We start from the raw sequence: 18,162 nt of genomic DNA, 5'->3' as shown, positions 1-18,162 counted from the left end.
GGGGCGTGTCCAGGCGCCAACCTGTCGTGGGAAGGCGGGGGATCGTTCGGGCGTACGGCCGCCCTTCAGGTCGCGAGAGGGTCTCCGCCGCGGGCGAGGGCCGCGAGGATCTGCGGGACGAGGTCGGGGATCTCGCCGGCGAACAGGCCTCGGTCGCAGCCGGTGCGGGCGCGCCAGAGGTCGCCGGCGAGGGCGTGGACGAGGACACCCGCGCAGGCGGCTTCGTCCGCGGACATGCTGCACGCGAAGGCGGCGATGAGGCCGGTGAGCACGTCGCCGGAGCCAGCCGTGGCGAGGGCGGGGTTGCCCGCCATGCAGATGAAGAGGCGGCCCTCGGGCGTGGCGATGATCGTGCGGGCGCCCTTCAAGATGACCGTGGCGTTCGTGCGCTGAACGGCCTCGCGGACGGCGCCGAAGCGGTCCTGCTCGATCGCGGTGGCGCTGCGGCCGAGGAGGCGGCCGAGCTCGCCCGGATGCGGCGTGAGGACGAGGCGGCCTTTCGCTTGCGCGAGCGACTCGGGCCGGCCCGCGAAGTGGGTGATGGCGTCGGCGTCGACGACCTTGAAGCCGTCCCAGCCGAGGACGACGTGATCCACGGCCGCGCGCGCCTCCGGTCCGAGGCCGAAGCCAGGGCCGATCGCGACGGTGCGGCGGCCGGCGAGCGCGGCGTCGAGCGAGGGGCCGATGCGGTTCGGGTCGATCCGCGTGGTCATGACCTCGACGACGCGGGACTCGAGTGACGTCGCGGCCTCGGGCCAGGTGCCGATCGTGACGAGGCCGGCTCCAGCGCGCATGGCGGCCCGCGCCGTGAGGAGCGAGGCGCCGAGCTTGCCGGGCGAGCCCGCGACGACGAGGACGTCGCCGGCCTTGTGTTTGTGGACGCTCGCCTCGCGGGGCGCGAAGTACGAGCCGACGGTCTCGCGGCGGATGACCTCGGCGACGAACCCGACGTGGGCGAGGATCGGCGGGTCGGGGACGCCGAGGTCGACGACGTGCACGTTGCCCGAGAGGCGCGCGCCCTCGGGCGTGAGCATGCCGATCTTGAGGTGGCCGAAGGTGACGGTGTCGTCGGCGCGCACGGCGATGCCGAGCGGCGAGCCGCTGTCGGCGTCGAGGCCCGAGGGGATGTCGAGCGCGACGCAGCGGGCGGCCGCGTCGTTGAGGACGGCGATCACGTCGGCGAGATGGCCGGCGATGGGCCTGTCGAGGCCGGTGCCGAAGAGGGCGTCGATGACGAAGTCGGCGCGCGAGAGGGCCGTGTGCAGCGGGCCGAGGCTCGCTCCCTCGGGCAGCTCGAAGAAGCGGCCGCCGAGGTCGATGTAGGCGTCGTGGTTGATGCGCGCGTCGCCCGTGACCTTCTCGCTCTTGCCGGCGAGATACACCTCGACCTCGGCGCCGCGCGCGTAGAGGTGGCGCGCCACGACGAACCCATCGCCGCCGTTGTTGCCGGTGCCGCAGACGACGACGACGCGCGCTTCGAGCGGGTACGTGGCGGGCTGGCCGGGGCTCTGGACGTGGCGGACCGGGAAGGAGCGGGCGCGGGCGGAGATCGCGTCGGCCTCGCGGCTCGGCGCGTCCGGGCGGCGGCGCGCCTCGATCATCGCGGAGAGGACGTCCGCGGCGCCGCGGCCGGCGTTCTCCATGAGCACGACGCCGGGCACGTGGCACGTCTCGATCGCGTACTTGTCGAACGCGCGCATCTGCGCGCGCGTGAGGACAGGGATCATCGGGAACGGCCTCGTACGCCGCGATCGATAGACCTTCGAAGATCTCGCACGGCGCGGTCGAGCCCGAAGAAGACGGCGTCGGCGATGACCGAGTGGCCGATGTTGACCTCGACGAGGTCGGGGATGGCCACGACGGGCCCGACGTTGTGCCGGGTCAATCCATGACCCGCGGCGATCTCGAGGCCGAGCGCCGCGCCGCGGGCGGCGGCGCGCTTCAGCCGATCGAGCTCGTGCTCGGCTTGCTCTCCGGAGGCGTGGCAGTACTCGCCCGTGTGCAGCTCGATCTGCGCGACGCCGAGCGCCGCGGAGGCCTCGACCATGGCCTCGTCCGCGCCGATGAACAGGCTCACCTTGATCCCGCGCTCCTTGGCCATCTTCACGGCGGCCTCGATGCCTGCGCGCTGACCGATCACGTCGAGCCCGCCTTCGGTCGTGCGCTCCTCGCGCCGCTCGGGGACGAGCGTGATCACGTCGGGACGAACTCGCGACGCGATGCCGATCATCTCCTCGGTGACGGCCATCTCCAGGTTGAGAAGCGTGTTCACCGAGGCGCGCAGGCGCGTGACGTCGTCGTCGGTGATGTGACGCCGATCCTCGCGCAGATGCGCGGTGATGCCGTCGGCGCCGGCCGCTTCGCAGAGGCCGGCGGCGAAGACCGGATCGGGGTAACGCGTGCCCCGCGCGTTTCGCACGGTGGCGACGTGATCGATGTTGATGTGCAGCCGAACCGCCATGGTCGGCACTCTACGACGAACCAGGCATCAGGACGAAGCGCTCGCACGAACGGAGCGCGAGAAAAACTAGCGCGCGACGGCCGCGTTCGTCGCTTGCACGAGCAAGTCCTGGATGTGCTGCACGAGCTTGGCCGGGTCGACCACCACGCCCTCGGCGAGAAGCGCCTGCTCGTAGAGCAGCTCGGACCAGAGCTTGATGGGCTCCGCGCTCGGATCCTTCTCGGCGAGCGCGCTCAGGTTCTTCACGATGGGACTCTCGGGGTTCAGCTCCAGGATCCGCTTCGCCTGGGGCGCGTCCTCGCCCATCATGCGCATGATCCGCTCCATGTTGACGCCGAGATCCCCCTCGGCGGCGACGAGGCAGCTCGCGCTGTCGGTGAGGCGACGCGAGGCGCGCACGTCCTTCACCCGATCGCCGAGCGTGGCCTTCACGGCGGAGACCGCGCTCTTGATCTGCTCGCCGGCCTTCTCGTCGGCCTTCTCGTCCTTGTCGCCGAGATCGATGTCGCCGTGCGAGATGCTGCGCAGGCGGCGCTTGTCGTACTCGTTCAAGCCTTGCACGACCCACTCGTCGACGGGCTCCGTCATGAAGAGGACGTCGTAGCCGTGCTTCTTGAAGGCCTCGATGTGCGGGCTCTTCTCCAGCGAGCGGCGGCTCGTGCCCGTCAGGTAGTAGATCTCCTTCTGCGACTCGGGCATCGCCGCGACGTACTGCTTGAGCGAGATGAGCTCTGCTTCCGGCGTGTTCATCGAGCCGAACCGGCAGAGGTCCGCGATCGCGTCCTTGTTCTTCCAGTCGACCGACACGCCCTCCTTGAGGACCTTGCCGAACTCCTTCCAGAGCGTCGCATACCGCTCGGGCTCGCTCTCCGAGAGCTCCTTCAAGCCCTTCAAGACCTGCTTCGTGATCTGCGTCTCGATCTGCTTCAGGGCCTTGTCCTCCTGGAGCATCTCGCGCGAGACGTTGAGCGAAAGATCCTCGGAGTCGACCACGCCGCGCAGGAAGCGCAGGTAGCTCGGCGCGACCTTGTCGCAATCTTCGACGATGAGCACGCGCTTCGCGTAGAGGCGGATGGCGCGGCGATCCCGCTGGAAGAGGTCCGGCGGCGCCTTCTCGGGCACGTAGAGGAGCGCCTGGAACTGCACCGGCGCGTCGATCGAGACGTGCAGGTGCCAGAGCGGCTTTTCGCCCTCGTAGCCGCCCGTCACGTGCCGGAAGAACTCGGCGTGTTGCTCCTCCGTCACCTGCGACTTCGGCAAGGACCAGAGCGCCGCCTTGCGGTTCGCGACCTCGCCGTTCACCGAGATCGGGAAGTGGACGAAGTCCGAGTACTTGCGGATGATCTCCTTGATCCGCCAGGCCTTCGTGTACTCGCGCGTGTCCTCCTTGAGGTGCAGCGTGATCTTCGTGCCGGGGTGCTCGCGCTCGCCCGTCGCGACCGTGAACGTGCCCGATCCACCCGAGCGCCAGAGCACGGGCTCCGCGCCGGGGAGCATGGAGCGCGTCTCCACGTCGACCCGCGAGGCGACCATGAACGCGGCGTAGAAACCCACGCCGAACTGACCGATGAGCTTGACCGCAGAGTCCTTGTCCTGGCTCGCGCGGAGAGACTCGGCGTGCGCCTTCAAGAACTCGAGCGAGCCGCTCTTCGCGATGGTGCCGAGGTTCTGGACGACCTCGTCGCGCGTCATGCCGATGCCGTTGTCCTCGATGACGATGGTGCGGGCCTCGTCGTCGAGCTTGATCGTGATCGCGGGCTCACCTTCCTGCTCGGTCACGTCCTTGCGCGTGAGGGCGAGGAAGCGGGCCTTGTCGAGCGCGTCGGAGGCGTTCGAGACGAGCTCGCGCAGGAAGACCTCCTGGTTCGCGTAGAGCGAGTTGATGACGAGCGAGAGGACCTGCTGCACCTCCGCCTGGAACGGCATCTCCACGGCGGCAGGCGACGCGGCGGGGGGAGCTTCGGGAGTCGGGGGGGCTTCTTGGCTCATGGCGACGACGAAATGGATCCGCTTTTTGGAAATGCAATCCCCCTCCCCGCACGAAAAAAAGGCGCCACTCCCGAGGAGGACGCCTCGCGTCCGGGCAGAGCCCGGACGATTCACCCCCCGAGGCGAGATCGCTGTGCGCTCTCGCAGAGCATCGAGCGTGTCGATGCTCTACAGTGGCCCCTCGTGTTCCCCACCGAACGACCCCGCAGGCTCCGCCGCTCGTCGGCCATCCGGAGCCTCGTCCGCGAAACCTCCCTCGCCCCCTCGGACTTCGTCCTGCCGCTCTTCTTCAACGAGGTGCTCGACGAGGCCCGGCCCGTCTCGACGATGCCGGGCGTCTCGCAGCTCCCGGTCGCCGCGGCCGCCGACCAGGCACGGCTGGCACGCTCGCTCGGGCTCGGCGGCATCATCCTGTTCGGCCTGCCCCGGACAAAGGACGCGAGCGGGTCCTCCGCGTACGATCCCAACGGCCCGGTGCCGCGCGCGGTCGCGGCCATGAAAGACGCGGTGCCGGATCTGCTGGTGATCACGGACGTCTGCGTCGACGAGTACACCGACCACGGGCACTGCGGGATCCTGAGGCCGGGTCCGCGCGGCCATCTCGAGGTCGACAACGACGCGACGCTGGAGGTCTTGGCGAAGACGGCGGTCGTGCACGCGGCGGCGGGCGCGGACATCGTGGCGCCGAGCGACATGATGGACGGGCGCGTGGACGCGCTCCGGCGCGCGCTCGACGGCACGGGCCACGAGAGCACGGCGATCCTTTCGTACGCGGTGAAGTACGCGTCGAGCTTCTACGGTCCGTTCCGCGAGGCCGCGGACTGCGCGCCGAAGTTCGGCGATCGCGCGGGCTACCAGATGGATCCGGCGAACACGCGCGAGGCGCTGCGCGAGGCGCGGCTCGACGAGGAGGAAGGCGCGGACCTGCTCATGGTGAAGCCGGCGCTGCCCTACCTCGACGTGATCGCGAAGGTGCGCGCGGCGTCGCCGTTGCCGCTCGGCGCGTACAACGTGAGCGGCGAGTACGCGATGATCAAAGCCGCGTCGGCCGCGGGGATGATCGACGAGAAGCGCGCGGTGCTGGAGCTTTTGACGTCGATCCGGCGCGCGGGAGCCGACTTCATCCTGACGTACCACGCCGTGGACGCGGCACGCTGGCTCGGCTGATGGGTCGCGCATCACGCTGGGGGATCCTCGCGGCCACGCTCGCGCTCGTGGGTTCGAGCGGCTGCAACGCGATCAACTCGATCGGCCCGAACTGCGACCGCTCCGCCGAGACGAACACACCGGTCCGGTACACGGAGGGCACGGTGAAGAGCGGCGTCTACATGAGCGCGCCGTGGGACGGGGAGCTGCTCTGGTTCCCCGCCGGGATGCGGTACGAGCTCGAGCACGGGCTCGGCGAGGTGCCGCGGTTCGTGAACATCTGGCTGTCGTTCGACAAGTGCGGGACGAACGAGAGCACCGTCGCGCAGGCGTCAGGCAACCAGGCGGAGCTACGCGAGGTCGACGAGAAGAAGCTCGTGATCGTGAACGGGAGCTGCGTGGATTACTGGCTGCTCGTGGTGGCAGGGACCGGGGATGGAGAGCCGGATGCGCCGGAGGAGCCGGGGGCGATGCCGCACGGGAGCTGCCCAGTCGACGCGGGGATGTGAGGGAAGACACCCGCCCTTGCGGAACGACACCCCGCCCTTGCGGAACGACACCCCGCCCTCGCGGAACGACACCCCGCCCTTGCGGAACGACACCCCGCCCTCGCGGAACAACACCCCGCCCTCGCGGAACGACATCCCGCCCTCGCGGAACGACATCCCGCCCTTGCGGAACGACACCCCGCCCTCGCGGAACGACACCCCGCCCTTGCGGAACGGCATCCCGCCCTTGCGGAACAGCATCCCGCCCTTGCGGAACAGCATCCCGCCCTTGCGGAACAGCATCCCGCCCTCGCGGAACGCCTACTCCGCCGCGTGCGCCTCGCCCCGGCTGAACTGGAGCTGGTAGAGGCGCGCGTACGCCCCGCCCTGCGCTAGCAGCGTCTCGTGGCTGCCCTGCTCGACGACGCGTCCCTTGTGGAAGACGACGATGCGATCGACGGCGCGGATCGTCGAGAGCCGGTGCGCGATGATGAGCGCGGTGCGGCCCTGCATCGCGGCCCAGACGGCCTTTTGCAGGCGCGCCTCGGTGTCGCTGTCGATGTTCGCCGTGGCCTCGTCGAGCACGAGGATCGGCGGGTCGCGGTAGAGCGCGCGCGCGAACGCGATGAGCTGGCGCTCGCCCGCCGAGAAGTTCGACCCGCGCTCCTCGACCTTGGCGTCGAGCCCGCCCTCGCGACGCTCGAAGAGATCGAGCGCGCCGATCCGCTCGAGCGCGCGGACGACACGCGCCCTGTCGACCTCGACGTCGCCGGCCGCGATGTTGCTGGCGATCGTTCCGGGGAAGAGGAAGACCTCCTGCGGCACGACGGCGAAGCTTTTCCGAAGCTCGTCGCGCGGCGCGTTCCGCACATCGCGGCCGAAGACACGCACCGCCCCCTGCTTGGCTTCGTAGAGGCGCAGGAGCAGCGACGCGACCGTCGTCTTGCCCGCGCCCGTCGCGCCGACGAGCGCGATCTTCTCGCCCTTCGCCGCCTGGATCGAGACGTCGCGGAGGATGGGCACGCCGGGCTTATACTCGAAGTCGACGTGATCGAGCTCGAACGCGTTGTTCGACGTTCGGGGCTGCGGATCGCCTCCGGCGTCCTTCGCCCCGACCCCCGGATCGTCCTTCTTCACGGCCTGCCCCTCGGCGTCCGCGGGGACCGGCGCGTCCTCCTCCTTGTTTTCGAGGAGCTGGAAGATGCGCTCCGCGCCGGCCAACGCCGACTGGAGCTGCGTCATGCGCGCCGAGAGGTCGCGGATCGGGACGAAGAACATCTCGATGTACGCGACGAACGTGACGAGCGTGCCGAACGAGACGCGATCCGAGAGCGAACGGACGCCCGCGTACCAGAGCACGGCCGCGATGCAGAGGCTCTGCACGAGCTCGATCGCCGCATCGAGCGCCGCGTCGAAGACGATCGAGCGGTTGTTCGCCTGCCGGTAGGCCTCGTTGATCTCGTCGAACTCGGCGGCGCTCTGCTCCTCGCGCGCGTACGCCTGCACGACGGCCATGCCCGAGACCTGCTCGTTCAGGTAGGCGTTCATGCGCGCCGTCTTGACGCGGATCTCACGGAACGCGTCGCGGATCCGGCGCCGCGTCCACATGACGCCGAGCGCGACCGGCGGGACCGCGACGAACGTGATCAGCGCGAGCTGCCAGTCGCGGCGCAGCATGACCACGACGATGAGGACGAGACGAACGAGGTCGCCGAGGGCGTTCAGCGTGCCCGAGGCGAACATCTCGTTGATGGAGTCGACGTCGTTCGTGACGCGCGTGACGAGCCGGCCGACGGGCGTGCGATCGAAGAAACCGAGCCTGCGCGTGTGCAGGAAGCGGAAGACGTGCACGCGCAGATCGCCCGCCGCGCGCGCGCCCGCGAGCTGCATGAGGTAGACCTGCGGGAACGCGATCGACTGCTCGAAGAGCTTCAGGACGAGGATGAGCGCGCCCATCTGCATGAGCGTGCGCGCCGCGTCGGGATGCCCGAACGCGTCGAACGTGAGCCCCATGAGCCACGGCTGGAGCACGGCGAGGCCGGAGCCGAGGAGCAAGAGCACGAGCGAGATGACGAGCCACTTCGCGTGCGGCCGCATGAACGGCCAGAGCCCCGCGAGAATGTTCGCGTCGAGGCCCTCGGCGAGCCGGTCCTCTTCGTGAAACCGCGCGAGCGCCTTCTCGGCCCGGGTCTTCCCCGGCGCCGCCGCCTTCTCGCCGTTCGCCTTCGAATCCACGGACATGCTCGTCATGCGGGCACGACCTCCGGCGAGGGCATCGAGGAGGGCAGGTCCTCGGCGCCGAACGCAGCGAGCTTCGCCTCGATCTCCTGCTCCTCCGCGAACGACGCGTAGAGGCCCCCGGCCGCGGCGAGCTCCTCGTGCGTGCCCTCCTCCACGACGCGCCCGCGCTCGAGCACGATGATGCGATCACAGCGCTTCGCCGCAGCGACGCGGTGAGTGATCAGGACGAGCGTGCGGCGCGCGGCCTGGCGCTCGATCGCGCCGAGAATCGCGGCCTCCGTCTTCGCATCGACCGCGGACATCGGGTCGTCGAGGACGAGGATCTTCGGCTCGCGCAAGAGCGCGCGGGCGAGGGCGACGCGTTGCCGCTGGCCACCCGAGAGCTGCACGCCACGCTCGCCGACGACCGTGTCGAAGCCGTCCGGCAAGGACTCGATCTCCTGGAGCACGCCGGCCTCGGCCGCGGCGGCGCGGATCTTCTGCATCGCCTCGGGCGAGTCCTGCTCTTCGAGCGAGTAGCCGATGTTCTGCGCGACGGTCGTCGAGAAGAGGAATGCGTCCTGCTGCGCGTAGCCGATGCTCTCGCGCACGACCTCGAGCGGCAGATCGCAGATGTCCTTGCCGTCGAGGAAGACCGTGCCGCGCGGCGTGGGCAAGAGGCGCGGCAAGAGCGTGGCGAGCGTGCTCTTGCCCGATCCCGTGCGTCCCACGATCGCGAGCGAGCCGCCCGCGGGGATGTCGAACCGCACGTCTTCGAGGACCCTCCGCTCGCCGTGAGCGAACGCGAGACCCTCGACGCGCAGCGCGCCGGAGACGGCCTCGGGCGCGGGCAGCGCGCCGCTCACGACCTCGGGCACCGCGTCGAAGATCGCCTTGAGCCGCACGTAACTCGCCCGGCCGCGCGCCACGATCGCGGTGACGAAGCCGAGCGCGAGCATCGGCCAGATGAGGCGACCGAGCGCGGCCCAGAACGAGATGAACGCGCCCTTCGAGATCTCGCCATGGAGCACGAGCGAGCCGCCGTACCAGAAGATGATGATCGTCCCCGCGGCCAGGATCGCGCCCATGATCGGCTGCATCGAGCCGCGGACGCGCGCGAGCGAGAGGTTCTTCTCGACGTAGTCCTGGTTCGCCCGCTCGAACGTCGCGAGCTCCGCCTCCTCGAGCGCGAAGCTGCGCACGACGCGGACGCCCGCGAGGCTCGCGAGGACGCGATCACTCATCTTGCCGAGCGCCTCCTGGTTCTCGCGCATGCGCGAGAACATCCTCCCCGAGAAGGTGCGCGTGACCAGCATGAGCACGGGGAACGTCGCGAGCGCCGCGAGCGTCAGCTTTCCACTCACGCGCACCATGACGTAGAGGGCGCTCGCGAATGCGAGCAGCGAGTTCACCACGTTGAGGATGCCAAAGCCGAGGAGGAGGCGGACCTGCTGCAGGTCGCTCGTCGAGCGGCTCATGATCTCGCCCGTGGGCATGCGCCGGAAGAACGCGGGGCCGAGCTTGTGCAGGCGCGCGAGCAGGACCGCGCGGAGCTCGTACTCGACGTTCCTGCCGCCGGTGAACATCGTCCAGCGCGAGAGGACACGCACGACCGCAGCCGTGATGACCACGCCCAGCATGAGCAGCGCATCCTGCGCGGCGTCGCTCGCGCGGAACTGCTCGGCAGCGTCGACGGCGTCCCTCACGAGGAAGTCACGCTTCACCATGAGGATCTGCTGCGTCGCGAGGAGGAGCGCTCCGCTCAGATAGAGCCAGATGTTGCGCCGGAACTGAGCGCCGAGCCCGGTGGGGAACTCGGCTGGATCGACCTTTCGCATTAGCGCGCTTTGCGGGGCATCGGGGCCGTGGGCCGCCGGTGGGAGCTCTGGATCGCGGGCCGCTCGCGCCCCTCGGGCACGAGGGCGAGATCCGTCACGTCGATGCGCGTCGAGAGCAGGCCGAGCAGCACGCGCGCGCCGCCGCGACCGTCGAGCTCGCCGAGCACGCCGATCTTGTCCGCGAACGCGCCGCTCAAGACACGCACGCGCGCGCCCTTCTCCATCGTGGTCGGCGCCGCCGGGCTCGCGCTGCTCGAAGCCGCAGGCGCGGGCGCAGCCGCCGCGGGCGCGGGCGAAGGAGCGACGCGAGGCGGCGCGGGCGTGTGCTCACGTTCGCGCTCGCGCGGCGCGGCCGGAGCTTGCGGGGCCTTCGCTTCTTGCGGCCTGCCGCCGCGCCGATCGCGATCGCCCTCGGCCTTGCTGCCCGGCTTGAACAACGTGTCGAGCGAAGGCCTGCGCGGCGCGCCGTGCCCCGGACGTGCGCCATGACCGAACGGAAGCGCCGAAGCACGTGGCCCCTCGGCCTCGCCGCGCGCCTTCGCCTCGGCGAGTGATCGCTCGCGCGCGGCGGCCTGCTCGGCTTGCCACTTCTCCGTCTGGGCCGAGACCTCCGCGTGCGTCCGGGCGCGCTCGCGCTCGATGCCTTCGAGGCGCCGATCGAGCGCGATGTGATCGTTCTGCCGCGACCACGCGACGAGCGTGTAGATCGGCGCGAGCGCGAGCAGCGCGTCTTCGAGCTGTTCGTCGAGGATCTCCGCGTGCTCCAGCGCGACCTCGCGCGGCACGGCCCAGCCGATCCAGAGCGGCACTTGCCCCTCGGCCGCGCGCTCCAGCATCGCCTCGATCGCCTCGGGCGTCGCCGCGCTCGCCGCCACGCGATCGGCGCCGACGCCCACCGCGAACTGCTCGGGGAGCGCGCGAAGCGCGGCCGTGAGCTCGGCGGCGAGCCCGGTCGGGCCATTCGACGCTTGGGGCTTCGGATCGCCTGCGGCGTCCTGCACCCCAAACCCCGCCCCTTCCGCGGCGTCCTTCGCTGCGAGCCGCGCCCGCAGGTTGTCGATGTCGACCTTCGCCTCGGGATGCACGGCGAAGCAAACCTCGACGCCGTGCGAGTCGATCCGGAGCGCGAGGAACGCGTGCCGACCGTACGGGCTCGGATCATCGATCGCGGCCGAGATCGATCGTCCCGCGTCGAGCAGCCTTTCGAGCTCCTCGCGCGCTGCCGCGTCGCGCCAGAAGAAGACCCACTGGCAGTCGACGCGTTTCTTGTTGCGCAGCGTCGGATGCTCGTCCGAGCCGTGCATGTCGACCGTGATCCCGAGCTCCGCGAGGCGCGCGAACACGCCGCGCGCCCAGGCGAGCGCGCGTTGCTTCACTTCGAGGCGCGGGCGCGAGTAGGCGTTCGACGTCGCCTTCTCCGGCGCGTAGGCGTCGAAATCGCTGTCCGTCAGATGCAAGGGGGCGTGGGTCATCGCTCTGGCTCGAGGTGCGCTCTTCGCGACCACGACGCGCGAACGAGCGTCGCGTGCGGCGTGCGTAGCGAAGGCGGATGGCGTTGTGGCTCCCCTTGTAGCACTGGCCAAAACGCGGTGATATCCCCTCGCGTCTTCGCGCGTCGCGCACAGACGAGGCGGACCGCGGACGGCCGTGGAGACGAGGAACGAGCGCCTTGACCCCGAGGGGCTGCATGTCACCTTGATCTCCACGATCTCCGAACGCTCGCCCCCCAAGGGGCGGGCGTTTTTGCCGTGAAATCAGGGGCGTGCCGAGCGCACCATGCGGGCACACGGGTCCCAGCACCCGCGCCCTTTGCGAAGAGTTTCCGGAGTGTCCATGGAGCAGCATCGAGACGAGCAGATCAACTGCGCGAGCTGCGGCTCGTCGTTCCTTTTTTCCGCCACCGACGCGGCCGCGCGCGCCGAGCGAGGGCATTCGTCCCCGCCGACACTGTGCAAGCCCTGCTGGCGCGAGAAGCGATCGAAGAGCGCGGGCCGTAGCGAAGGCCCGAGCCGCGGCGCTCCGCGCGGACGCGAAGGTCGAAGGCACGAGCCTGCCGCGCGCCCCGGCCGCTACACGGGCGACGTGAACGAATACCGAAGCCCGATGCCCGATCCGCACTTCGCCATGTACCCGTCGTACGGCCGACCCGCCGCGCCGGGGCATCGCGGTGGCGGCTTCCCGCAGCGAGGTCAGGGTCCGCGCGAAGGCGGCCAAGATCGCGCGCAAGGCCCGCGCGCCTCGTCCGGTCCGCGTGGCCCGCGCGGCCGCGGTTTTCCGATCACGTGCGCGGCGTGCGGCGTCGCGGCGACCGTCCCGTTCAAGCCGGCCGAGGGCCAGAAGGTCTACTGCCGGGCTTGCTTCCAGGCTGAAAAGCCGTCCTGAAGTCTCCCACCTGACACCGGGGGGTTTGGGGGGCAAAGCGCGGCGAAGCCGCGCGGCCCCCCATCGTCAAGCAATCTCGCAGGTGAGCTCGGGCGTGAACCCGACCTCGCCGGCGGTGATCGCCACACGCACGTCGAAGCTCGCGGCGCGGCGCGCCGTCTCCTCGACCATCCCCACGACCCACAGGCGCAGCGCGAGCGACGCCGGCTCGAACTCCGCGATCTGCAGGACCACCTTGCCGCTCTGGCTCGCGCCGACCTTCCACGCGCCGAAGCTGAAGAGCCGCGACCAGATCGAGATCCCGCGTCGGATCGCGATCTGCAGATCCGGCGCGGGCCGGAGCACGCTGCGCACCGTGTTGTGGAGCTCGCCGCCAATCGCGAGGCGGCCGAGCGCGCGCCATCGTGAAGGCTCGTGCAGCGAGATCGCGGTCGCGATCTCCATGTACGCGTCGAGCGCTTCGAGATCGTACGCGACGAGCGCGTTGATCGAGTCGTTCAGGAAGTCCTCGGCGTAGCGCTGCGGCAGCTGCGCCACGACCTGCTCGCGCACGCGCGGCCCCGCGTCCTCGGTGAGGGCCTTGTCGACAGCACGCAGCACCGCGCCGCGCACCTGGTACATCCCGGGGAACCGCGACGCCGCGCGCGGCTGGACGTACCGCGACGGCGGACCCGCGCTGGAAGAACTCGCCGACGCGCTCGCCGCCGACGCCGCGCTCCGCGCCACGCCGAGCGGCTTGGGCATCGCCGGAGGCACGAGCGGCTCGACGCTACGCGGCGGAGCGATGTAGTCGCCGCGCGGCGGAGGCCCGGGATCACTCGTGCGACTCGGGCTCCCCATGCTCGGCACGACACGCGTCGGCGCGTACGGAATCGACGACGCGCCCGAATCGCTGAAGCTCGTCCGCACGCTCGGCCGGATCGGCGGCGGCGCGGTAGGCGGCTCGCGGAGCGGCGTCGAGATGCGATCGGGCTCGGGCAGGATCGTGGCCGGCGGCGGCGGAGGCGCGCCTTGGGATTGCGACACGCTCGCCTGCGCGACGCGCCGGGGCAGGTTGATGATCCGGCCGAGCGCCATCGAGCGCTTCATCGGATCCGACGAGAAGCGGTCGAGCTCGCGCGCCACCTCGCCCGCGGTGGCGTAACGCTTCATCGGATCCTTCTGCAGGAGCTTCGCGACCACGGCTTCGAGCCGCGGATCGACGTGCACGCCCGCCGCGGCGAGCGTGGGCGCCTCGGCGTGCACGACGCGGAACGCCGTCGCCACGGCCGTCGGCGCGCGGAACGGCCGCGTGCCCGTGAGCAGCTCGTAGAGCAGCACGCCGACGGCGAAGAGATCACTTCGTCCGTCGATCGGCGCATCCCCCGTGGCCTGCTCGGGCGAGAGATAGTCGGGCGTCCCGAACACCACACCGGTGCGCGTGCGCGGCGAGGGCCCGCTCGAGTCGAGCACTTTCGCGATGCCGAAATCCAGAAGCCTTACGACCGCTTGGCCTCGCCCCGCATCGAACGCGACGAAGACGTTCTCGGGCTTCAGATCACGATGGATGATCCCCACGCGGTGGGCGGCGTCGAGCGCCTCGAGGACGGGGATGCACGTCGCGACGGAGGCGTCGACGTCGAAGCGCCCGAGACGCTGCAGCGCGGAGCCCACGCCCTCGCCTTCGAGGTGCTCCATCACGATGTAGGGGCCCATCTCGCCCACGCCCGCGTCGATCACGTCGACGATGTTCGGGTGGCGGATGCGGTTGACCGCCTGGGCCTCCTGGAAGAAGCGCTGCGCGAGCTCGGTGTTCTCCGACAGCTCGGGATGGAGGAACTTGATCGCGACCGCGCGGCCGGCGAGCACGTTCTCCGCACGAAAGACGTGGCCCATCCCGCCACCGCCGATGCGCTCTGCAAGGCGGTACTTGTTGTCGACGATCGCGCCGGGGGCGGGGGTTCGAGAAGCCATTCAGCCGGTGGACATGCTCGGATCCAGACAGACTCGCCTCGGGGTTCGGCCCAAGGCCCCGCCTCGAGGCAGAGCCGCTACGATACCCGTCTCCCAGGGCAAAGAGCCACTTCGGATGGTGCCAAGATAGCGAATCTCGGAGAGAGTGGGGGCCTCTTCGTTCCGCGTCCTCGTCCCTGTGCGCCGTTGCTGGTCCATCCCACGTTCCATCCCCCCGGATCGCGTGACAAACTTCACATTGATGCGTCAACGTCCCGCGTTCAACCGGGATGAACGCGGAGATCCACGAGGGTTGTCGCGAGCTCGGCGAACCCCCGTCCCATGGCAGCCTGGGTCACATACTTCGGCGGAACGGGGAGCGTCTGCAAGTAGGCGCGCACGTTCGCCACGCCGATCGTGGTCGTGAACGCCGCGAAGGCCGCCGCGTCATTGCCGCTGTCGCCCACGAACGCGTGGGTCACCCGCGCACGCGACGGGTCTTCCCCGAAGGCCGCTTCGAGGAGGCGGAGCGTACCCGTGGCCTTGTCGGCCGGATCAAAGGAGAGGTGCAGGTGCACGCTCGACGCGAGCGTGTGAACGCCGCGCCTCGAGGCCTCCGCGCGCATGGCCGCGACGTCCTCGGCCGGCACGCGGCAGTGCTCGCCGATGTCGAGGGTCACGTCCGTGAAGCGCGCGCGGTTGTCGTCCGCGAGCGCCACGGTCGGAAAACGACGGCAGAGCTCCTCCGCGAAGGCCCGGAGCTCCGCGCGCCTCGATCCCGCCGCCGCGAGATCCGTCGGGAACACGAAGCGCAAGCGAGCCGCAGAGCCGGGGCGCCGCTCCTTGACGAGGGCCACCGCGCCGTTCTCGGCGATCGCCGCGTCGAGCGGCCACTGCCGGACGAGCACCTCGGCCCATCCGCCAGGCCGCCCCGTGCACGCGACGAGCCGCATCCCCGCTTCCCACAGCCGGAAGAGCGACGCATACGCGACCTCCGTGAGCTCGCCGTGATCGAGCAGCGTGTCGTCCAGATCGAAGACGAGCCCGGCGAGCCCGCGCGCCTCCTCCGCTGGCATCGCGGCGAGCGCGAGCGGTGCGGCCGAGATCGACGCGGCCGTCACAACACCTCGAGCCGCGCGATCACGCTCTTCAGGTAGAGCCCCTCCGGGAACGCCGCGCTCACCGGGTGGTCCGCGCCCTGGAAGTGCCGATCAAAGATGACCGCGTGCATGCGCGCCTCGCGCGCCCCGAGGGCGAGCGCGCGCGTGAGGTCGTCGATCGAGACCGCGCTCGAGCACGAGCTGAGCACGAGGATCCCGCCCGCCTTCGTGGCCCGACAGCCCGCGGAGGCGAGCGCCTTGTACACGCCGAGCGCGCCTTCCTTCGCGCCACGCGTGGGCGAGAGTTTCGGCGGATCGCAGAGCACGATGTCGAAGCCGCCCTCGGCCGAGGCCCGCGACAGCGCCTGACGCGCGTCGTCGCGCTGGAAGTGGATCCGCCCAAGCAGCCCATTCTTCCGCGCGCACTCCGCGCCGACCTCGATCGCAAGCGCGCTCTCGTCGACCGCGACGACCTCTTTCGCGCCTCCACGCGCCGCCGCCATCGCGAACGTCCCCACGAAGGAGAACGCGTCGAGCACGCGCCGCCCGTGCGCGAGCTGCTCGACCCGCGCCCGAAGCGTGCGTTGATCCAGGTAAAAGCCCGTCTTTTGCCCGAGCGCGAGCGGGATCTCGTACGAAAGCCCGCGCTCCAGGAACGAGAACCTGTCGACGCTCGCATCCCCGCGGACCACGCCCGCGGACGCCTCGAAGCCCTCCTTCTTCGCGAGCTCGGCCGAGGTGCGGTCGACGATCGCGCGCGGCGAGAGCAGCTCGGAAAGCGCGTCGAACACGATCCCCTCGCGCCGCTTCACGCCGATCGTGCCAATCTGCACCACGGCCACGTCCCCGAGGAGGTCGACGACGAGCCCCGGCAGCCCGTCCCCCTCGGCGTGGATCAGCCGATAGGCCGTGGTCTCGTGCCCCGCGATGTGGTTCGGCAGGCCGAGATCACGCCGGTGCTGGATCGCGCGTTCGATACGGCGGCGGAAGAGCGCGCCGTCGATGGGCGAGTCGTCGCGGGTGTAGATGCGGACCGGGATCGCCGACCGGGGGGTGTAGAGGCCGTGGCCCAGGGTCGCGCCGTGGGGGTCTATGACCTTGACCTCGTCGCCGGGGAGGGCGCCGCCCTCGATGCGGGCGATGGCCTGCGCGAAGACCCAGGGGTGTCCGGTCCAGACGGGCCTCACATGGCCCGGCTTGAGGGTGACGATGGGGATGGGGGACCCTGACCTACGCCCCTCGGGGCGGGGAGGACTCGGGTCGGGGGCATGGGCGGATCTCGCGCGCGCGTTCATGAGCGTCCGGTCAGAAGAACGAGGGTCGCCCCCCTCGGAATGCGTACCGATGGGCGGCTGGCTGGGGTATTGTTCTCTTTAGGCAGTCGCTTGGCCACCGTGTGAACCTTTCATCACAGCCCGCCGTGGCAGACGATGCACGCGAGTGCACTGAGATCTCGCGTAAACCGTCTCTCTCAGCGTGCTGGCCGATGGCACTCCGGTTGCTAGGCTGCAAGCACAAACGAGGAGTCGTCCCATGCGCCGCTTGACCCCTGCTTTCATCGTGGCTGCCGCTGCACTGAGCCAACCCGCCGTGGCGTTGGCGGATTGCCCGCCGGGTGCGTGGTTCTGCGAGGACGAGGCTCCCGCGCAACCCGCGCCCCCGCCCGAGGCCGACACGCTCCCGCCTCCGCCGCCCGCGGTCGAGGTGATCGAAGAAGAAGAGGCGCTGCCGCCGCCGCCCGCGCGGCCCGCGCCCCAGGTTCGTCGCTCCCAACCGCCGGTCGTCATTTATCAACCCGCGCCGCAGCAGCCGCAGGTCGTGCAGCAGCAGCCGGCGCAGACGCAGATCATCATCGTCGCGCCGGGTGCCCGGACGCACGTGGTTCGTCGGCACCATCCGGCGGTTCGCGTCGCGCCGCCTCCGGCACCTCCGCCGCCGGCCCGCGTGATGGCCGCGCCCGCGCGTCTGCGCACGCCGATCGTGGCGCCTGCGAAGCGCCGCTGGCAGCCCGAGTGGGGCCTCAACCTGCGCCTGCAGGGCGTCGCGATGGGCAGCGATAACGACCGTCACGACAACGGAGAACAAGGCGCGCATCCCGACGCCGGGATGGGCGGCTTCGGGCTCGGCCTGCGATATCGCCCCGTGCCCGCGTTTGCCGTCGAGGGCTCGTTCGACATCATCGGCGGGACCGACTACAACGGCTTCGATCGCGTCGAGACCCCGTTCACGTTGAGCGGCCTTCTCTACGTGAACCCGCGCAGCCGCGCGCAGTTTTACCTGACCGGCGGCGTGCACTGGTCGAGCGCGACGGTGCAGTCGGAGGACGCGGACCCGCGTTTGTCGCCGAACCCCGAGGGCACCAACTTCTCCACGGAGTACAGCTACTTCGGCGGGCAAGGTGGCATCGGCCTCGAGTTCCGCGTCTCGCGCAGGCTCGCGCTCAACATCGACGCGATCGCGTTCATCCGCAAGCGGACGGACGACAACGCCGCGTCGGGCCCGGCCGAGTTCATCGATCCGAACACGGGTCGCACGACGAACACCTCCGGCGGCGGCCTCTTCCGCGGCGGCCTGACCTTCTGGTGGTGACAGCGCGCGCCGGCCTC

At 70.4% G+C, this 18,162-nt stretch carries 13 protein-coding genes; 4 read left to right on the top strand and 9 right to left on the bottom strand.

Features of this window, described 5'->3' with window-relative positions; all coding sequences use genetic code 11:
* Positions 1–65 precede the first annotated feature (65 nt).
* The 3 genes from KEG38_RS14070 to htpG all read right to left on the bottom strand — a co-directional run bounded on the left by KEG38_RS14070 (position 66) and on the right by htpG (position 4,450).
* Positions 66–1,727, bottom strand: a complete 1,662-nt coding sequence (locus KEG38_RS14070; RefSeq protein ID WP_272419942.1) for an NAD(P)H-hydrate dehydratase — start codon at positions 1,725–1,727, stop codon at positions 66–68.
* The gene (locus KEG38_RS14065; RefSeq protein ID WP_272419941.1) at positions 1,724–2,461 is read right to left on the bottom strand and encodes a pyridoxine 5'-phosphate synthase; all 738 of its coding nucleotides are present in this window, start codon (positions 2,459–2,461) and stop codon (positions 1,724–1,726) included. Before KEG38_RS14065 ends, KEG38_RS14070 begins: the two co-directional genes overlap by 4 nt.
* A gap of 66 nt (positions 2,462–2,527) precedes the next feature.
* On the bottom strand, positions 2,528–4,450 hold the full coding sequence (gene htpG, locus KEG38_RS14060) for a molecular chaperone HtpG (RefSeq protein ID WP_272419940.1): 1,923 nt from the start codon (positions 4,448–4,450) through the stop codon (positions 2,528–2,530).
* Between the two features lie 183 nt (positions 4,451–4,633).
* On the opposite strand from htpG, the gene hemB reads away from it, so the two are divergent.
* Together hemB and KEG38_RS14050 are read left to right on the top strand one after the other, a co-directional pair.
* Positions 4,634–5,617 (top strand): porphobilinogen synthase, encoded by a 984-nt coding sequence (gene hemB, locus KEG38_RS14055; RefSeq protein ID WP_272419939.1) that lies wholly within the window; start codon positions 4,634–4,636, stop codon positions 5,615–5,617.
* Positions 5,617–6,105, top strand: coding sequence for a hypothetical protein (locus tag KEG38_RS14050; protein WP_272419938.1), 489 nt, complete (start codon positions 5,617–5,619; stop codon positions 6,103–6,105). Before hemB ends, KEG38_RS14050 begins: the two co-directional genes overlap by 1 nt.
* A 300-nt stretch (positions 6,106–6,405) precedes the next feature.
* Here KEG38_RS14050 and KEG38_RS14045 read toward each other — a convergent pair whose 3' ends face one another.
* Genes KEG38_RS14045 through KEG38_RS14035 form a run of 3 tightly spaced genes read right to left on the bottom strand, consistent with a single transcriptional unit; the run spans position 6,406 to position 11,614 of the window.
* Positions 6,406–8,334, bottom strand: a complete 1,929-nt coding sequence (locus tag KEG38_RS14045; RefSeq protein WP_272419937.1) for an ABC transporter ATP-binding protein — start codon at positions 8,332–8,334, stop codon at positions 6,406–6,408.
* Positions 8,331–10,142, bottom strand: coding sequence for an ABC transporter ATP-binding protein (locus KEG38_RS14040; RefSeq protein ID WP_272419936.1), 1,812 nt, complete (start codon positions 10,140–10,142; stop codon positions 8,331–8,333). The genes KEG38_RS14045 and KEG38_RS14040 overlap by 4 nt, the downstream gene beginning before the upstream one ends.
* Positions 10,142–11,614, bottom strand: coding sequence for a hypothetical protein (locus tag KEG38_RS14035; RefSeq protein WP_272419935.1), 1,473 nt, complete (start codon positions 11,612–11,614; stop codon positions 10,142–10,144). Before KEG38_RS14035 ends, KEG38_RS14040 begins: the two co-directional genes overlap by 1 nt.
* Before the next feature lie 361 nt (positions 11,615–11,975).
* Between KEG38_RS14035 and KEG38_RS14030 the strand changes: the two genes are divergently transcribed.
* Positions 11,976–12,524, top strand: a complete 549-nt coding sequence (locus KEG38_RS14030; protein ID WP_272419934.1) for a CxxC-x17-CxxC domain-containing protein — start codon at positions 11,976–11,978, stop codon at positions 12,522–12,524.
* 66 nt (positions 12,525–12,590) lie between these two features.
* Here KEG38_RS14030 and KEG38_RS14025 read toward each other — a convergent pair whose 3' ends face one another.
* The 3 genes from KEG38_RS14025 to KEG38_RS14015 form a co-directional block, all read right to left on the bottom strand.
* The gene (locus tag KEG38_RS14025; RefSeq protein WP_272419933.1) at positions 12,591–14,477 is read right to left on the bottom strand and encodes a serine/threonine-protein kinase; all 1,887 of its coding nucleotides are present in this window, start codon (positions 14,475–14,477) and stop codon (positions 12,591–12,593) included.
* Positions 14,478–14,737: 260 nt separating this feature from the next.
* Positions 14,738–15,577, bottom strand: a complete 840-nt coding sequence (locus tag KEG38_RS14020) for an HAD-IIB family hydrolase (protein WP_272419932.1) — start codon at positions 15,575–15,577, stop codon at positions 14,738–14,740.
* Positions 15,574–16,851: a class I SAM-dependent rRNA methyltransferase gene (locus KEG38_RS14015; protein ID WP_272419931.1), complete on the bottom strand. Its 1,278-nt coding sequence runs from the start codon at positions 16,849–16,851 to the stop codon at positions 15,574–15,576. The genes KEG38_RS14020 and KEG38_RS14015 overlap by 4 nt, the downstream gene beginning before the upstream one ends.
* 238 nt (positions 16,852–17,089) lie before the next feature.
* Here KEG38_RS14015 and KEG38_RS14010 point away from each other — a divergent pair, with 238 nt between their 5' ends.
* Positions 17,090–18,145: an outer membrane beta-barrel protein gene (locus tag KEG38_RS14010; RefSeq protein ID WP_272419930.1), complete on the top strand. Its 1,056-nt coding sequence runs from the start codon at positions 17,090–17,092 to the stop codon at positions 18,143–18,145.
* Positions 18,146–18,162: the final 17 nt, after the last annotated feature.

The sequence above is a fragment of the Polyangium jinanense genome (genome assembly GCF_028435265.1).
Taxonomy (GTDB): Bacteria; Myxococcota_A; Polyangia; order Polyangiales; family Polyangiaceae; genus Polyangium; species Polyangium jinanense.
Note: the sequence above shows the minus strand (reverse complement) of the source record. Positions and strands in the feature narration are given on the sequence as shown.